Genomic DNA, 16,648 nt, shown 5'->3' on the forward strand with positions numbered 1-16,648 from the left:
TACATCGTCACTGCAACAGTCGTTCAGCGCGCATCTTCGTGCCCCCGCGTACTCCCCCTCCCCACCACCTCAAACCCCATATCCTGCGCGGCCACCGCCACGCCACCGGCCATGCGCGCAATCAGTGCCTCTGCACCCAGGCGGCCGATGGCGGCGCCGTCCACGCGCACGGTGGACAGGGCGGGCCAGGCGTCCAGCGCCAGGGCCTGGTCGCCAAAGCCCAGCACGCCGAATTCCTCGGGCATTCGCAGGCCCAGCGCGTGGGCGTGGGAGAGAACGCCTTGCGCCAGCGCATCGGAGCTGCAGAAGACGGCATCGGCCTCCGGTGCCTGGGCGCGCAGGGCGTTCAGGGCATCGCGGCCACGGCCGGATTGGGGGATGGCTTCCGAGAAGACGATTTGCGCAGGAACCGGGGCACCGGCTTCCGCGGCGGCGCGGGTGAAGCCCAGGGCGCGGCGGGCGGCGCGGCTGTCATCGGCGCGCAGGATGGCCGGGCGCCGGTAGCCGCAGGCGGCCAGGTGGCGGAAGGCTGCGCGGCCTGCGTCTTCCTGCGAGAAGCCGACCGCCATATCCAGCGGATGGGGCTGGTAGTCCCAGAGTTCGACCACGGGCACGTCGGCATTGACCAGCAGGCGCCGCGTGCGGGCCGTGTGCTCGGTGCCGGTGAGCACGATGCCGTCCGGGCGGCGGCTGAGCATGGCGGCCAGCCAGGTTTCCTCATGCTCCGGGTCATAGCTGGAGATACCCAGCGTGGTTTCATAGCGCTGCGCGGCCAGGGTGTGGATGAGCGCATCGAGCATGTCGGAAAACAGCGAGTGCCCCACCGAGGGCACGATGGCCGCCACCAGCCGCGTCTGGCGCGAGGTCAGCCCGCCCGCCAGGGAGTTGGGCACGTAGCCCGATTGCTCCACGGCCTGCGCCACGCGCAGCCGTGTGGCCTCGGCCACCAATTCAGGCCGGTGCAGCGCGCGCGAGGCGGTGATGGGCGACACGCCGGCAATGCGGGCCAGGTCCTTGAGCGTGGGCGCATTGGCGTTGCGCAGGGTGCGGAGGGTCATGCGAGGCCTTTGCCTGGAATGGCGATGGAGAGGCGGCTTGAGGATGATTGCGTGGTCATGTTAACGATGATGTCCATCAGCACGGTCTGATTGTTTCCCCTCGTACGTCCGAATGGAGAGCGCTGCCTTTGCTTGAAATGATTGCGCAATCATTCAAGAGGAGACCACCATGCGCCCTTCGCTCTCCAACCGCCGCAGCGCCATGGCGCGCCTGCTGGCTGCGGCCCTGGCTCCGGCCTCGATGCTGGCCCCGGCCCCGGCCCAGTCCCAGGCCCAGTCCCAGGCCCAGTCCCAGGCCCAGGCCCAGGCTGCCTGGCCGATCAGGCCGATCACGCTGGTGATTCCCTTCCCTCCCGGGGGCCAGACCGATGTGGTGGGCCGGCTGGTGGGAGAGCGCCTGTCGCAGCGCCTGGGCCAGCCCGTGGTGGTGGAGAACCGGCCCGGCGTGAATGGCTCGCTGGCCTCCGAGGCCGTGGCGCGAGCGCGTGCCGATGGCTACACGCTGGTGATTGGCGGGCCGGGCACGCACGCCATCAACCAGCTGGTCAATTCCAACGTGAAGTACGACGCGCGGCGGGATTTCACGCACATTGCCATGCTGGGGCGCGTGCCCATGCTGCTGCTGGCCTCGCCCAGGCTGAAGGTCGCTTCGGTGGCCGATGTGGTGGCCCTGGCCCAGGCCAGCCCCGGCACGGTGAATGTGGCGCTGACGGGCATTGGCTCGTCCAGCCATGTGACGACGGAGCTGCTGCGCCAGGCGGCCGGCGTGAGCTTCAACAACGTTCCCTACAAGGGCGATGTGCCCGCCATGACCGATGTGATGGGCGGCCAGGCAGACCTGCTGTTCGTGCCCGCCACCTCGGCCGTGGGCTTTGCGCAGGCGGGCAAGCTGCGTGCGCTGGCCGTGGCAGGCGACCGGCGCCTGGCGGCCCTGCCCGATGTGCCCACCATGGCCGAGGCCGGCCAGCCGCAGGTCGTCAACTATTCATGGACCAGCCTGGCGGGGCCGCCGGGCATGCCGGCCGATGTGGTGCAGCGGCTCAACCAGGCCTGCCAGTCCCTCCTGGCCGAGCCCGAGGTGGTGGCCCGCCTGACCGCCATGAGCAACGAGCCCACGCCGGGCACGCCCGCCCAGGCCGCCAGCTTCATCGCCGCCGAGGTGGCGCGCTGGAGCGAGGTGGTGCGCAAGGGAAACATCCAGGTCCAGTGAACAGCTTCAGGAGAGTCCCCATGAGCATGCTGCCCGCCAATACGTTCAAGCGCGCGCTGCGCGAAGGCCGCCCGCAGATCGGCCTGTGGTCCACCATTCCCTCCCCCTTTGTCTGCGAGATGATCGGCGGCGCGGGCTACGACTGGGTGCTGCTCGATACCGAGCACACGCCCACCGACGTGCCGCTGATGCTGGGCCAGCTGCAGGCCGTGGCCGCCGCCCTGCCCGCACCGGGCGCCCCGCCCGTGCACGCCGTGGTGCGGCCCGCCTGCAACGATGCGGTGCTGATCAAGCGCTACCTGGACCTGGGCGCCCAGTCCCTGCTGCTGCCCTTTGTGCAGAACGCGCAGCAAGCGCGGGACGCCGTGCGCGCCATGCGCTATGCACCCCAGGGCATGCGCGGCATGGGCGGTTCCACTCGCGCGGCCAACTTCGGGCGCACTGCCGACTATGTGGCATGTGCGGCCGACGAGCTGTGCCTGCTGGTGCAGGTGGAAACGGCCGAGGCGCTGGAGCAGATCGAGGCGATTGCGGCCGTCGATGGCGTGGACGGCATCTTCATCGGCCCCGCCGACCTGTCGGCCAGCCTGGGCTATCCGGGCCAGGCGCGCCACCCTGTGGTGAACCGGGCCATCGACCAGGCCATTGCCCGCATCCGCGCCTGCGGCAAGGCGCCGGGGATCCTGATGGTGGACGAGGCACGGGCGCGCGAATGCCTGGAGCTGGGCGCGCAGTTCGTGGCCGTGGCGCTGGACACGCTCTTGCTGCGCGACGGGCTGGATGCGGCGGCGGCGCGCTTCAGGCAAGGGCTGCTGGCAGCGAACCCGCCAGGGCCCGCATCCACCGCCGGCAGCTACTGAGGAGCCCCACAACCATGACACGTTCCCCCGAATCCCTGCGCAGCGCACGCTGGTTTGCTCCCGATGATTTCCGCTCCTTCGGCCACCGCTCGCGCGTGCTGCAGATGGGCTATGGCTACGAGGACTGGATGGGCAAGCCCGTGATCGCCATCGTCAACACCTGGAGCGATGCCAACCAGTGCCATGCCCACTTCAGGCAGCGCGTGGAAGACGTCAAGCGCGGCGTGCTGCAGGCGGGAGGATTTCCGCTGGAGCTGCCGGCCATCTCGCTGTCGGAAAGCATGGTCAAGCCCACGACCATGGTCTATCGCAACTTCCTGGCCATGGAGACGGAGGAGCTGCTGCGCAGCCACCCGGTGGACGGCGCCGTGCTCATGGGCGGCTGCGACAAGACCACACCGGGGCTGACCATGGGGGCGATCTCCATGGGCATTCCCTTCATCTACCTGCCGGCCGGCCCCATGCTGCGCGGCAACTGGAAGGGGCAGGTGCTGGGCTCGGGCTCGGACGCCTTCAAGTTCTGGGACGAACGCCGCGCCGGCCGGCTGGACGAACAGGCCTGGCGCGAGATGGAATCCGGCATTGCCCGCAGCCACGGCACCTGCATGACCATGGGCACGGCGGCCACCATGATGGGCATTGCCGAGGCCATGGGCCTGGCGCTGCCGGGCGCTTCGTCCATTCCGGCCGCCGACGCCAACCACATCCGCATGAGCGCCGAGTGCGGCCGCCGCATCGTGCAGATGGTGTGGGAAGACCTCACGCCCGCCCGCATGCTCACGCGCGCGCATTTCGAGAACGGCATTGCCTGCGCCATGGCCATGGGCTGCTCCACCAACGCCATCATTCACCTGATCGCCATGTCGCGGCGCGCGGGCCATCCGGTCAGCCTCGATGACTTCGACGCCTTCAGCCGCCGCGTGCCCGTGATCGCCAACATCCGGCCCAGCGGCGACCGCTATCTGATGGAGGATTTCTTCTATGCAGGCGGCCTGCGCGCCCTGCTGGAACGCATCCGCCCGCATCTGGACACCGGGGCCATGACGGTCAACGGCAAGACCCTGGGCGAGAACATTGCAGGCAGCCAGGTCCACCAGGACGACGTGATCCGCCCCCTGTCCCGCCCCATCTACGCAGAAGGGGCGCTGGCCGTGCTGCGCGGCAACCTGGCGCCGGACGGCGTGGTCATCAAGCCCAGCGCCTGCGCCCCGCACCTGCTGCGCCACACAGGCCGCGCCCTGGTATTCGACGACTACCCCAGCCTCAAGCAGGCCGTGGACGACCCCCATCTCGACGTGAACGGCGAAGACATCCTGGTGCTGCGCAACGCCGGCCCCAAGGGCGCGGGCATGCCCGAATGGGGCATGCTGCCCATTCCCACCAGGCTGCTGAAGCAAGGCGTGAAAGACATGCTGCGCCTGTCCGACGCCCGCATGAGCGGCACCAGCTACGGCGGCTGCCTGCTGCATTGCTCACCCGAATCCGCCGTGGGCGGGCCGCTGGCCCTGGTGCGCACGGGCGACCGCATCACGGTGGACGTGCCCGCCCGCCGCATCCACCTGGAAGTCAGCGACTCAGAGCTCGCCACCCGCCGCGCCGCCTGGACGCCCCCGCCCGCGCGCTATCAACGCGGCTACGGCTGGCTGTTCGGCCGTCATATCCTGCAGGCCAATGAGGGATGCGATTTTGATTTTCTGAAGACGGGCTTTGGGAGGGCTGTGCCGGAGCCGGATATTTTTTGAGAGCGTGAATGGCACAGGGTCTGCCCAGGCGCAGGGCGGCCAGTGCAGCCCTGCCTGTCCAGGTCCTACGACATAAGCCGCCTCCAGGCTGACGGCCAAGTCCTACATCGCCACTCCTTTTTGTCATGAATAGTGGCTCTGTTTTCGACAAGATACTGATTCAAGCAAGCCAATGGAAACGCCATATCCAATTGAATATTGATGAATACGAAAACCACCGCATTCATCAAATATCGATAGGCATTTTCTAATAGCGACACCGTTTCCCCCAGGTCCACGCGCACGCAAGCCCCCTGCCCTTCGCGGGCAGCCGTTCCCGTTTCCCCGTTGCCTTGCACCGCCGTGGACCTCAACCCAGAAGCAGAGGTGGCTGTGGACTTTCTCAGAAGCATCTTTCATCAGGCTCCGGAAATCGCGCTGTTTGCGGCCTTGGCGCTCGGTTACTGGGTGGGCAAGTTCAGGTTCGGGTCGTTCCAGCTGGGGGGCGTGGCGGGGTCGCTGCTGGCGGCGGTGCTGATCAGCCAGGTGGGGGTGACCATTGATTCGGGCATCAAGGCGGTGCTGTTCGCGCTGTTCATCTATGCCGTGGGTTTCGAGAGCGGGCCGCAGTTCTTCCGTTCGCTGGGGCGGCAGTCGGTCAAGGAGATCCTGATGGCCCTGGTGGTGGCCGTGTCGGGGCTGGTCACGGTGGTGGTGATCGCCCGGGTGTTCCATCTGGACAAGGGGCTGGCGGCGGGGCTGGCAGCGGGCGGGCTGACGCAGTCGGCCATCATCGGCACGGCGGGCTCGGCCATCGAGAAGCTGGGGCTGGCGCCCGACGAGGTGCAGCGCATGCAGGCCAATGTGGCCATCGGCTATGCGGTGACCTATATCTTCGGCTCCTTCGGCGCCATCATCATGTGCGTGAACGTGCTGCAGTGGCTGACGGGCCGCAAGATCCGCGAGGACGCGATTCAGGCCGAGCAGGAGCTGCTCAAGGGCGTGCGCGTGTACGGAACCGGCGAGTCACCGGCCGTGCCGGATCTGGTGGGCCGCATTTTCCGCGTGGGACAGGCAGGCCGCACCGTGGCCGAACTGGAGGCCAGCGCCACCGCCAACGGCGGCACGGTGACGGTGGAGCGCATACAGCGCAGGAACGCGATGGTGGGCGTGGACGGCAGCCTGGCGCTGGAGGCCGGCGACATCATCTTGCTGGTGGGCCGGCGTGCGGCCGTGGTGGCGCTGGGCGCCTCGGTGGGCGAGGAGCTGCAGGGCGCCGAGGGCATGGACGTGGTGATGGTGCGGCGCGACGTGGCCATCTCCAACAACCAGTATCTGAACCGCAGCGTGAAGGACATCCTGGACAGCCTGTCGCAGGAGTTCAAGCACGGCGTGTACGCAGTGGCGCTGATGCGCGCGGGCACGCCGGTGCCGATTGCGCCGGCCACCATGGTCATGCCGGGCGATGTGGTGACGCTGTTCGGCACGCCGCAGGATGTGCAGAAGGCTGCGCAGTCGGTGGGCCCCATCATCGTGCCCAGCGACAAGACGGACTTTGTCTTCCATGGCCTGGGCATCACGGTGGGCCTGCTGATCGGGCTGCTGGTGCTGCGCCTGGGCTCCATTCCCATCACGCTGGGCAGCGGCGGCGGCGCCCTGCTGGCGGGCCTGCTGTTCGGCTGGTGGCGCAGCCGCAAGCACACCTTCGGCAACATGCCCACGGCCGCTTCCACGCTGCTGCGCGACCTGGGCCTGGCCGGCTTCGTGGCCATGGTAGGCCTGCAGTCAGGCCAGCAGGCCGTGACCACGGTGATGCAGCAGGGCCTGACGCTGTTCCTGCTGGGCGTGGTGGTGACCATCGTGCCGCTGCTGATCGCCATGCTGTTCGGCAAGTACGTGCTGCGCTATGACAACGTGGCCGTGTTCGCGGGCTCGCTGTCGGGGGCGCGCAGCGCCAACCCGGCGTTTGGCGAGATTCTGGACAAGGCCGACAACTCGATTCCCACGGCACCGTTTGCGATCACCTATGCGCTGGCCAATGTGTTCCTCACATTGCTGGGCCCGCTGGTCATCGCCTTTGCCTGAACACCCCTGATCTATTCCCAAGGACCACCAAGGACCATCACAAGGAGCTGCGCAATGAGCAAGGATTATCGGAGTCTGGCGAATTTGAGCCCGTTCGAACTCAAGGACGAGCTGATCAAGGTGGCCTCGGGCAAGGCCAACCGCCTCATGCTCAATGCGGGGCGCGGCAATCCCAACTTCCTGGCGACCACGCCGCGCCGGGCGTTCTTCCGGCTGGGGCTGTTCGCGGCGGCGGAGTCGGAGCTGTCGTACTCCTACATGACGGTGGGCGTGGGCGGGCTGGCCAAGCTCGACGGCATCGAGGGCCGCTTCGAGCGCTTCATCGCCGAGCACCGCGACCAGGAGGGCGTGAAGTTCCTGGGCAAGTCGCTGAGCTATGTGCGCGACCAGCTGGGGCTGGACCCCGCCGCCTTCCTGCACGAGATGGTGGACGGCATCCTGGGCTGCAACTACCCCGTTCCGCCGCGCATGCTCACCGTGAGCGAGCAGGTCGTGCGCCAGTACATCGTGCGCGAGATGGCAGGCGGCGCCGTGCCACCCGAGTCGGTGGACCTGTTCGCCGTCGAGGGGGGCACGGCGGCCATGGCCTATATCTTCGAGAGCCTGCGCATCAGCGGCCTGCTCAAGGCCGGCGACAAGGTGGCCATCGGCATGCCGGTGTTCACGCCGTATATCGAGATCCCCGAACTGGCCCAGTACGACCTCAAGGAAGTGCCCATCCACGCCGACCCCGACAACGGCTGGCAGTACTCCGACGCCGAGCTGGACAAGCTCAAGGACCCGGACGTCAAGATCTTCTTCTGCGTGAACCCCAGCAACCCGCCGTCCGTGAAGATGGACCAGCGCAGCCTGGACCGCGTGCGCGCCATCGTGGCCGAGCAGCGGCCCGACCTACTGATCCTCACCGACGATGTCTACGGCACCTTTGCCGATGAATTCCAGTCCCTGTTCTCGGTCTGCCCCCAGAACACGCTGCTGGTGTATTCGTTCTCCAAGTATTTCGGGGCCACGGGCTGGCGCCTGGGGGTGATCGCGGCGCACAAGGACAACGTGTTCGACCATGCGCTGGCGCAGTTGCCCGAGTCCGCCAAGAAGGCGCTGGACCACCGCTACCGCTCGCTGCTGCCCGATGTGCGCTCGCTCAAGTTCATCGACCGCCTGGTGGCCGACAGCCGCGTGGTGGCGCTGAACCACACGGCCGGCCTGTCCACGCCGCAGCAGGTGCAGATGGTGCTGTTCTCGCTGTTTGCGCTCATGGATGAAGCGGACGCCTACAAGCAGGCGCTCAAGCAGCTGATCCGCCGCCGCGAGGCCACGCTGTACCGCGAGCTGGGCATGCCCCCGCTGGAGAACCCCAACTCGGTCAACTACTACACGCTGATCGACCTGCAGAACGTGACCTGCCGGCTCTATGGCGAGGCCTTCTCGCAATGGGCCGTGCAGCAGTCGTCCACGGGCGACATGCTGTTCCGCGTGGCCGATGAGACCGGCATCGTGCTGCTGCCGGGCCGGGGCTTCGGGTCCGACCGGCCCTCGGGCCGCGCCTCGCTGGCCAACCTCAACGAGTACGAGTACGCCGCCATAGGCCGCGCCCTGCGCCGGCTGGCCGACGAGCTGTACGAGCAGTACAAGGCGCTGGGCAAGTAGTAGGCTCTATGCCAGGGTCCGCACGGCTCATCGCAGCTGTCGGGCCTTGACCACCAGCAGCGCCCCGGCCATCAGGCCCACACCGGCCAGTTGCACGGCGTCCAGCGCACGCCCGTAGACGGCCCAGTCCAGCACCATGGCCGTCAACGGATAGACGTACTGCAGCACGGCGATGCGGCCCAGCGTGAGGCGGGCCATGCCCGCAAAGAGAATGGCGTAGGCCAGGCCGGTGTGCAGCACGCCCAGCCCTGCCAGCCACGCCCAGGACGACGGCGCCTGCGGCCAGCCATGAACCAGCGGCACCCACAGCAGCAGCACGGTGCCGACCGCGCATTGCCACCAGGCCAGCGCAAACGGCGTGACCACTTTCTCGGTATTGGCCAGGATGGTCACGGCCGCATAGCACAGCGAGCCGGCCAGGCACATGAGCAGTCCGGACACATGGTCCGGCCCCCAGGCCGCCGCATCGCCACCCAGCAGCCCCGTGGTCAACACCAGTCCCAGCAGCGCCGCCAGCATGGCCGCCACCTGCCGTGGCGCCACGGCCTCGCGCAGCACCAGGGTGCCGAACAGCATGATCCACACCGGCTGGATGTGGAACACGATGGTGGCCACGCCAATGGAGGTGCGCGGTATGGCGGCAAAGAACAGCGCCCAGTTCATCACCATGAGGACGCCGGTGGCCACCACCACTGGCCAACTCCTGCCGCGCACGCGCAACTCCCCCATGCGGCCCGTGGCCAAGCCCCAGGCCAGCAGCGCCAGCGCGCCGAAGGCGCAGCGAAACAGCACGGTGACCAACGGGTGCTGGCGGGCTTCTTCCACAAATACGCCCACGGTGCCCAGCAGCACGCCGCCCGCGATCATTAGCCACTGGCCGCGTGTCTCCTGCGCTGTGGGAGCGGCTTGTGCGGACGCGGCGGAGGCTACGGAGGCGGCCTGTAAGGAATGGGTTCTGTCTTGCATGGCCGCGATCGTCTCGTGGCAGTAAATTCTCGTAAAGCAAATAGTTTGCAGGTTTAGTATTCGATATTCGAATCCATGGAGCGTGCCGTGAACCACCCCGACCTGCAGATCGACTGGCTGCGCGCCCTGGTGGCCGTGGTGGATGCGGGCTCGCTGTCGGCTGCCGCGCCGCTGCTGCACCGATCACAGGCCGCCGTGAGCATGCAGATCAAGAAGCTGGAGACCGCCCTGGGCCAGCCCGTGTTGCTGCGCGGCCCGCGCCATCTGCAGCTCACGCCCGCCGGCGCCGAGCTGCTGGGCTATGCGCGGCGCATGCTGGAGCTGCAGGCCCAGGCGCAGGCGGCCCTGTTCGGCCCCGACCTGTCCGGACGCGTGCGGCTGGGCGTGCCGGACGACTACGCATCCACCTATCTGACGCCGGTGCTGCGCAGCTTTGCAGGCCGCTATCAGGGCGTGGAGATCGAGCTGACCTGCGAGCAGTCCACCGCACTCATCCCGCAGGTGGTGCGAGGCACGCTGGACCTGGCCCTGGTCTCGCGCGACAGGCCCCAGCGCGGGCGCCTGCTGTTCCACGAGCCCCTGGTCTGGGTGGGCGCGCCGCAGCACGAGGTGTGGAGGAAGAATCCCCTGCCGATTGCCGTCTACGAGGCGGCCAGCCTGGCGCGCACGGCCGCGCTGTCCAGCCTGGCGGCCCAGCGGCGCGCGCACCGCGTGGTCTATCACAGCTCCAGCCTTGCCGGCCAGCTGGCCGCCGTGGAAAGCGGCCTGGCCGTGGCCGTGTTCACGCGCTGCAGCGTGCCCCCGCACCTGCAGGTGCTGCAAAACCTGCCGGCCGGCTTCGAGCTGCCGCCGCTGGTGTCCATGCAAGTGTCGGCCCTGCGCAGCAAGGCCTCGCAGGGCTCGGCGGCCGTGGATGCCATGTACGAGCAGTTGATTGCGACGCTGGGCCAGGCACCTCAGGAACTGACCAAGGCCTGACGCCTGGCGAGGTTCGGCAAGCATTCTGCGCACGCATTTCGCTGTATTCTTGAAAACATAATGAAATCATCCACCGGCCATTTACCGCAACCTGATTGGGCGCACCTGCAGGCCCGCGCTGGAGAACCGACTTGACGCAAAAATACATCCCCCATCTGCTGGCCCTGGACCGCGAGCGTGACTGGGCGCGCGCAGCGCAGGCCTGCGGCATCTCCGACAACGCGCTGGCCCAGGCCATACGCTCGGCCGAGGCGGAGTTCGGCCACGCGCTGGTGCGTGCGGGCCGGACCTTCCAGGGGTTCACGCCGGAGGGCGAACAGGTGCTGGCCTGGGCACGGCAGTTCGCCCAGGCGGTGGATGCACTCAAGCACTGCTTTGCCGACACGCGCAAGCGGGCAGGCCTGGCGCCCCTGCTGGCGCGGCGCTCCGTCTCGCCCAGGCGGCTGGCCATTCCGGGCCCGGACAGCGGCGACATGGACCTGATGATCGAGGCGGCGCTATGCGCTCCGGACCACGGTGCCTTGCACCCCTGGCGGGTTCTGGAGTTTCCCGCCCACCAGCGCGAGGCCTTGGCCAGCCTGTTCGAGCAGGAAAAACTGCGCCGCGACCCGTTGGCCCCGGCCGACGACATCCGCCGTGCGCGCGAGCATGCAACGCGCGCCCCGGCGCTGATCGCCTTCATCATCTCGCCCCGGCCGCGCTCGCGCGTGCCGGTGCGTGAGCAATGGCTGGCTGCGGGCGCGGCCTTGGGCAACTTCCTCAACGCCGCCCACCATTTGGGCTTTGGTGCCATCGTGCTCAGTGGCGAGCGCTGTTTTGACCCGGCCCTGCATTCAGCGCTGGGTTTGCGCGAGGGCGAGCACCTGGCCGGCTTCATCAGCCTGGGCACCATCACCAGCCAGCCATCCCCGCGCGCAACGGTGGCGCCCTCTTCCATGCGCACGGCATGGCAGGCGGAGCAGACAGCAGCGGTCACGGCACAGGCCCTTCTCCAGCCAGACGGCAACCACGACAGCCACGGCAGCGATCTTTGAAGCCGCAGCCGGCGCGTGCCGGGTGGCGCATAAGTGGCGCATGAGTGGCGCGCAGGTGGCGCACTGACTGCGCGGGGCGGTTAGAGTTGTGGGGCTGCTGCGCCCTCTTTTCCATCACGGAACAAGCTTTCATGATCATCCGGCCCCGCCCCCACTGGCTGCGCATGCTCTTCGTGCTGCGCGGCTCGGTGCTGCCCGACATCCTGCCCCAGCTGATGGCCGCCACCTTGTTCGCCGTGCTGGTCACGGCGCTGCACGGCCAGTTGTTCGCCTGGAAGGTGCCGCTGAACTTCGTGCCGTTTTCGCTGATCGGGCTGACGCTGGCCATCTTCCTGGGCTTTCGCAACAGCACCAGCTACGCGCGCTATTGGGAGGCGCGCACGCTGTGGGGCACCCTGCTCAACGAGACACGCACCCTGGTGCGCCAGGCCCGGACCTTGACGGACGCGCCGCAGCACGCCCCGGCCCTGGCCATGGTGCTGGCGGCCTTTGTGCATGCGCTGCGCCACCAGTTGCGCGGCACCGATGCCGCGGCCGAGATGCGCCGCCTGCTGCCCGCCGCCGACTGCGAGCGCCTGGCCACGGCGCGCTTCAAGCCTGCCGTGCTGCTGCTCATGGCCGGCGAATGGCTGCAGGCGCGCCGCCAAGACGGCAGCCTGCAGCCGGTGCTGGTGCCCGCCATGGAGGCGCCGCTGTGCAAGCTGGGCGAGGCACTGGGCGGCTGCGAGCGCATTGCGGGCACGCCGATTCCCTTCACCTACGCGGTGATCATCCATCGCACCATCTACCTGTACTGCCTGCTGCTGCCCTTCGGCCTGGTGGATTCCATCGGCTTCATGACGCCGGTGATCGTGGCCTTCATCGCCTACACCTTCTTCGCGCTGGAGGCCTTGGGCGCCGAGCTGGAGGAGCCCTTCGGCACGGCGCCCAACGACCTGGCGCTGGACGCCATGTCGCAGATGATCGAGGCCACGCTGCGCGAGCTGACCGGCGAGGTGCTGCCGCCTGCGCCGCAGCACAAGGATGTGCTGTTCCTGACCTGACCCCGCCTGCCGGCCCGGACAGCGCCAGCGGCACAATCTGCCACCCGCATCACAGAAAAAGGACAAGCGCCATGACGGAGACAAGCAAGGTCAAGGGACCGGCCTCGTATTTCCCTTCCATCGAGAAGACCTACGGCCAGCCGATTGCGCACTGGATGGATCTGCTGCAACAGCAGGACACCCGCAAGCACATGGAACTGGTGGGCTGGCTCAAGGCCCAGCACCAGATGGGGCACGGCCATGCGAATGCGCTGGTGGCCGTGTTCCTGGCGCAGGCCTGACCTGCACCCAGCAACCCTCAGCCGATGGCCGTGCCCAAAGCCTGGCGCACGGCGGCACCCGCTTCGTCAAACAGGCGGCGTGATGCCGGCGCCAACCCCAGCATGTGCATGCAGGCGTGCACCATGCCGGGCAGGCGCACGGCCTGCACCGCCACACCGGCCTGCGCCAGCCGCTGTGCATAGGCTTCGGCCTCGTCGCGCAGCGGGTCGTATTCGCAGCTGATCACCGTGGCTTGGGGCAGGCCTGCCAGGTGTTCCGCGCGCAGCGGAGAGACGAGTTCTTGCCGCCCCGATGCCGCATCGCCCAGGTACGCGCCATAGCAGTACTCCATGGCCGCACGCGTGAGGTAGTGGCCCTCGCCGAACTGCTGGAACGACGGCGAATCCATGGCCGCGTCCAGTGCCGGGTACAGCAGCAGCTGGTGGGCGATGGCCGGTGCGTCCGCCGCTCCCCAGCCTTGCTTTTCCTGCGCCAGCAGGCAGGCGGCGGCCGCGAGGTTGCCGCCCGCGCTGTCTCCGGCCACGCCGATGCGCCTGCGATCCAGGCCCAGCGCATCGGCCTGCTCAAAGGTCCAGGCAATGGCATCGCAGAAGTCATGCAGCGGCACGGGAAAGCGGTGCTCGGGCGCCAGCCGGTAGTCCACCGAGACCACGACGGCGCCCGTTGCCGCGGCCAATGCGCGGCAGGGGTTGTCGTAGACCTCCAGCGAACCCAGGCACCAGCCGCCGCCGTGGGCGAAGACCAGGGCGGGCTGGGGCGTGGGTGTGTCCGAGGCCAGCGGCCGGTAGATGCGCACGCGCAGCGGCGCACCGTCGCGCGCGGGCAGCGTGAAGTCTTCGGTGCGGGCCACGGCCTCGGCCGGGCCGTGCAGGGCGCGCAGCCCGGCGTCGGTGGCCTCGCGCAGCGCCGCCAGCGTGGGCGGCGTGGGCGGGGCCACGGCCTGGGTTGCCTGCGCCAGCTCGGCGAGATAGCGCGCAATGTCAGCGTCCAGGCCCATGGTCACAGCGTCCTTTGCAGGAAGGGCAGCAGCTCGGCGATGAAGGGCTCGGCGGCTTCCTCCATGATGAAGTGGCCGCAGCCCGGCACGATCACGCCCGACAGGTCATCGGCATGGCCGCGCAGCGTGGCCAGCGGCGCATCGGCCGTGGCGTGCTCGGCGCCAATGGCCAGCACGGGCATGGCCAGCGGGCGCAGCGCACGCTCGCGGTTCTGGCGGATGGTTTCGGGAATAGCGCGGTAGTAGGCAAAGCCGCCGCGCAGGCCACCGGGCGCCGCATAGGCATCGACATAGACGTCGACGGCCACGCGGTCGCGCCGCAGCGACCAGCGGTTGAACATGAATTCCAGGTAGGCACGCTCGCGCCCCGCGATCAGGGTCTCGGGCAGGTCGGCCAGCTGGTTGAACATGAAGTGCCACAGGAAGATGTTCTGTTCTGGCGGCGCAAAGATACTGGGCTCGGGCGCCAGGCCGGGGATCACGGCCTCGGTCAGCGCCAGGGACTGCACGGCCTGCGGCTGGTCGCTGGCCAGTGCATAGGCCACCCACATGCCCACGTCGTGGCCGGCGACCTGGTAGCGCTCATGGCCCAGCGCCAGCATGGTGCGGTGCAGGGTCAGCGCGATGGAGCCCGTGTCGTAGCCGGTGTCGGGCCGGTCGGAAAAGCCCGTGCCCGGCGGATCGACGGCAATGGCCTGGAAGCCCTGCGCCGCCAGTGCCTGCATGACGTGGCGCCAGGCATACCAGGTCTGGGGCCAGCCCGGGATCAGCAGCACGGGCGCGCCCTGCCCGGCCGTGATGCAGTGGATGCGGCGGCCGTCGATGCGCACGTAGTCGTGCGAGAACTCGTGGGCCTGGTCTTCCTGCTTGCGCAGGGCGTTCGATGTGAAAGCGTTCATTGTTGGATTCTTTTTGAGGTTCTTTGGCTGCGGGCGTGCTCAGGCGATGCCGAGCATGGCGTTGATCTGGCGCTGGTCCACGGGAGCGCCGGCGAAGTCGTCAAAGATCTTGTCGGTGACGCGGATGATGTGGCGGTTGATGAAGTCCACGCCCTCGCGCGCACCGTCTTCCTGGTCCTTGAGGCAGCACTCCCATTCCAGCGAGGCCCAGCCCTGGTAGTCGTACTGGGCGAACTTGGAGAAGATGGCCTTGAAGTCCACCTGCCCGTCGCCCAGCGAACGGAAGCGCCCTGCCCGCTCCAGCCACGAGGAATAGCCGCCGTAGATGCCCTGGCGTCCGCTGGGCAGGAATTCCGCATCCTTCACATGGAACATGCGGATGTGCTCGCGGTAGATGTCGATGTAGTCGAGGTAGTTGAGCTGCTGCAGGACGAAATGGCTGGGATCGAACAGGATCTTGCAGCGCGCGTGCTGGCCCACCAGTTCATGGAAGCGCTCGAAGCTGGTGCCGTCGTGCAGGTCTTCGCTGGGGTGGATTTCGTAGCACAGGTTCACGCCCTGCTCGTCGCACGCGTCGAGGATGGGGCGCCAGCGGCGCGCCAGCTCCTCGAAGGCGGTTTCGATCAGGCCGGCCGGGCGCTGCGGAAACGGGAACAGATAGGGCCAGACGAACGAGCCCGAGAACGTGCCCATGTCGCTCAGCCCCATGCGGCGCGATGCACTGGCCGACAGCTTGAGCTGCTCCAGCGCCCAGGCCGTGCGTGCGGCCGGATTGCCGCGCAGCGCCTCGGGCGCAAAGCTGTCGCACATGGCGTCGTAGGCCGGGTGCACGGCCACGAGCTGGCCAAAGATGTGCGTGGTCAGCTCGCTGGCCACCAGGCCGTGCGAGGCCAGCATGCCGTTGACATCGTCGCAATAAGTCTGGCTGCTGGCGGCCGTGGCCACGTCGAACAGGCGCTGGTCCCAGGCGGGAATCTGCAGGCCCTTGAAGCCCACGCCGGCTGCCCAGCGTGCGATGTCTTCCAGGGAATTGAACGGCGCCTTGTTGTCGGCAAATTGCGCCAGATGAAGGCTTGGGCCCTTGATGGTCTGCATGTGGCTTCCTTGCGTTGAGCTATTGTTTGTTGATCGACAAAGAATAGTATCACGCCAATGCGGCTGCTTTTGCGAAGCCGATGCAAGACAGCATCACGGCGCCGCTAAGATGCCGCCCTGACTGTTGAGAAGGATGAGGAAGATGGCCGGAAGACCCAGGGAATTTGACCGAGACCAGGCGCTGGAGCGCGCCATGCTGGCGTTCTGGCGGCGCGGCTACGAGGGCACGTCCATGGCCGACCTGGTGCAGGCGCTGGGCATTGCGTCAGCGCGCATCTATGCGGCCTTCGGCAGCAAGCAGGACCTGTTCCGCGAGGCCGTGCAGCGCTACGAGGCCGGTGATGGCGGCTTTGCCGACCGCGCCATGGCCCAGGAGCCGCGCGTGCGCGACGCCCTGGCCCGCGTGCTGCGCGATGCCGTGGTCACCTATACGGACGATGCCCATCCGCTGGGCTGCATGGTGGTCACCGCCGCCACCAATTGCGCCGAGGAAAACGAGGCAGTCGCCGCCTGGCTGGCCGAACACCGCCGCCAGCGCACGCAGTCCCTGATCGACCGCCTTCAGCGCGCGCTGGATGAAGGCGAGTTGCGCGCCGGCACCGATGTGCAGGCGCTGGGGGATTTCTATGCCACGCAACTGCACGGCATCTCGGTGCAGGCCCGCGATGGCGTGCCGCGCGAACGGCTGCTGGCTGCAGTGCAAACCGCCTTGCTGCTGCTGAACACGGCGCTGGAGCCGGCGCTGCAGCCCGCGGCCAAGGCGGGCTGAGCCG

15 protein-coding genes are annotated in these 16,648 nt (G+C 68.1%); 10 read left to right on the top strand and 5 right to left on the bottom strand.

Annotation, left to right across the window (positions count from 1 at the left end; all coding sequences use genetic code 11):
• Positions 1–23: 23 nt before the first annotated feature.
• Positions 24–1,058 carry a LacI family DNA-binding transcriptional regulator gene (locus AC57B5_RS07310; protein ID WP_496399147.1) on the bottom strand — a complete coding sequence of 345 codons (1,035 nt, stop codon included), beginning with the start codon at positions 1,056–1,058 and terminating at the stop codon, positions 24–26.
• Between the two features lie 169 nt (positions 1,059–1,227).
• Here AC57B5_RS07310 and AC57B5_RS07315 point away from each other — a divergent pair, with 169 nt between their 5' ends.
• The 5 genes from AC57B5_RS07315 (at position 1,228) to AC57B5_RS07335 (ending at position 8,581) form a co-directional block, all read left to right on the top strand.
• The gene (locus AC57B5_RS07315) at positions 1,228–2,268 is read left to right on the top strand and encodes a Bug family tripartite tricarboxylate transporter substrate binding protein (RefSeq protein WP_496399148.1); all 1,041 of its coding nucleotides are present in this window, start codon (positions 1,228–1,230) and stop codon (positions 2,266–2,268) included.
• 20 nt (positions 2,269–2,288) lie between these two features.
• Positions 2,289–3,128 (top strand): HpcH/HpaI aldolase family protein, encoded by an 840-nt coding sequence (locus AC57B5_RS07320; protein WP_496399149.1) that lies wholly within the window; start codon positions 2,289–2,291, stop codon positions 3,126–3,128.
• Positions 3,129–3,142: 14 nt separating this feature from the next.
• Positions 3,143–4,870, top strand: a complete 1,728-nt coding sequence (gene araD, locus AC57B5_RS07325) for an L-arabinonate dehydratase (RefSeq protein WP_496399150.1) — start codon at positions 3,143–3,145, stop codon at positions 4,868–4,870.
• 372 nt (positions 4,871–5,242) lie between these two features.
• Positions 5,243–6,934: an aspartate-alanine antiporter gene (gene aspT, locus AC57B5_RS07330; RefSeq protein WP_496399151.1), complete on the top strand. Its 1,692-nt coding sequence runs from the start codon at positions 5,243–5,245 to the stop codon at positions 6,932–6,934.
• Between the two features lie 54 nt (positions 6,935–6,988).
• Entirely contained in the window at positions 6,989–8,581 is a 1,593-nt protein-coding gene (locus AC57B5_RS07335) for a bifunctional aspartate transaminase/aspartate 4-decarboxylase (RefSeq protein ID WP_496399152.1), read from the top strand.
• A 27-nt stretch (positions 8,582–8,608) separates the two neighbouring features.
• Here AC57B5_RS07335 and AC57B5_RS07340 read toward each other — a convergent pair whose 3' ends face one another.
• Positions 8,609–9,547 (bottom strand): DMT family transporter, encoded by a 939-nt coding sequence (locus AC57B5_RS07340; RefSeq protein ID WP_496399153.1) that lies wholly within the window; start codon positions 9,545–9,547, stop codon positions 8,609–8,611.
• A 75-nt stretch (positions 9,548–9,622) separates the two neighbouring features.
• Between AC57B5_RS07340 and AC57B5_RS07345 the strand changes: the two genes are divergently transcribed.
• From AC57B5_RS07345 to AC57B5_RS07360, 4 genes are all read left to right on the top strand, one after another.
• Complete coding sequence (locus tag AC57B5_RS07345) at positions 9,623–10,525, top strand: LysR family transcriptional regulator (RefSeq protein ID WP_013802293.1); 903 nt, start codon at positions 9,623–9,625, stop codon at positions 10,523–10,525.
• 131 nt (positions 10,526–10,656) lie between these two features.
• The gene (locus AC57B5_RS07350) at positions 10,657–11,559 is read left to right on the top strand and encodes a nitroreductase family protein (RefSeq protein WP_496399154.1); all 903 of its coding nucleotides are present in this window, start codon (positions 10,657–10,659) and stop codon (positions 11,557–11,559) included.
• A gap of 131 nt (positions 11,560–11,690) precedes the next feature.
• Positions 11,691–12,602 (top strand): bestrophin family protein, encoded by a 912-nt coding sequence (locus AC57B5_RS07355; protein WP_333906942.1) that lies wholly within the window; start codon positions 11,691–11,693, stop codon positions 12,600–12,602.
• A 71-nt stretch (positions 12,603–12,673) separates the two neighbouring features.
• Positions 12,674–12,883 carry a DUF4287 domain-containing protein gene (locus tag AC57B5_RS07360; RefSeq protein ID WP_013802290.1) on the top strand — a complete coding sequence of 70 codons (210 nt, stop codon included), beginning with the start codon at positions 12,674–12,676 and terminating at the stop codon, positions 12,881–12,883.
• A 17-nt stretch (positions 12,884–12,900) separates the two neighbouring features.
• Here AC57B5_RS07360 and AC57B5_RS07365 read toward each other — a convergent pair whose 3' ends face one another.
• Genes AC57B5_RS07365 through AC57B5_RS07375 form a run of 3 tightly spaced genes read right to left on the bottom strand, consistent with a single transcriptional unit; the run spans position 12,901 to position 15,875 of the window.
• On the bottom strand, positions 12,901–13,881 hold the full coding sequence (locus tag AC57B5_RS07365; protein ID WP_496399155.1) for an alpha/beta hydrolase: 981 nt from the start codon (positions 13,879–13,881) through the stop codon (positions 12,901–12,903).
• A gap of 2 nt (positions 13,882–13,883) precedes the next feature.
• Positions 13,884–14,780, bottom strand: coding sequence for an alpha/beta fold hydrolase (locus tag AC57B5_RS07370; protein ID WP_065346560.1), 897 nt, complete (start codon positions 14,778–14,780; stop codon positions 13,884–13,886).
• 39 nt (positions 14,781–14,819) lie between these two features.
• Positions 14,820–15,875 (bottom strand): sugar phosphate isomerase/epimerase family protein, encoded by a 1,056-nt coding sequence (locus AC57B5_RS07375; RefSeq protein ID WP_013802287.1) that lies wholly within the window; start codon positions 15,873–15,875, stop codon positions 14,820–14,822.
• Between the two features lie 142 nt (positions 15,876–16,017).
• On the opposite strand from AC57B5_RS07375, the gene AC57B5_RS07380 reads away from it, so the two are divergent.
• On the top strand, positions 16,018–16,644 hold the full coding sequence (locus tag AC57B5_RS07380) for a TetR/AcrR family transcriptional regulator (protein WP_496399156.1): 627 nt from the start codon (positions 16,018–16,020) through the stop codon (positions 16,642–16,644).
• Positions 16,645–16,648 lie beyond the last annotated feature (4 nt).

The sequence above is a fragment of the Delftia sp. BGA-UO-ETr-SB1 genome, from assembly GCF_059567865.1.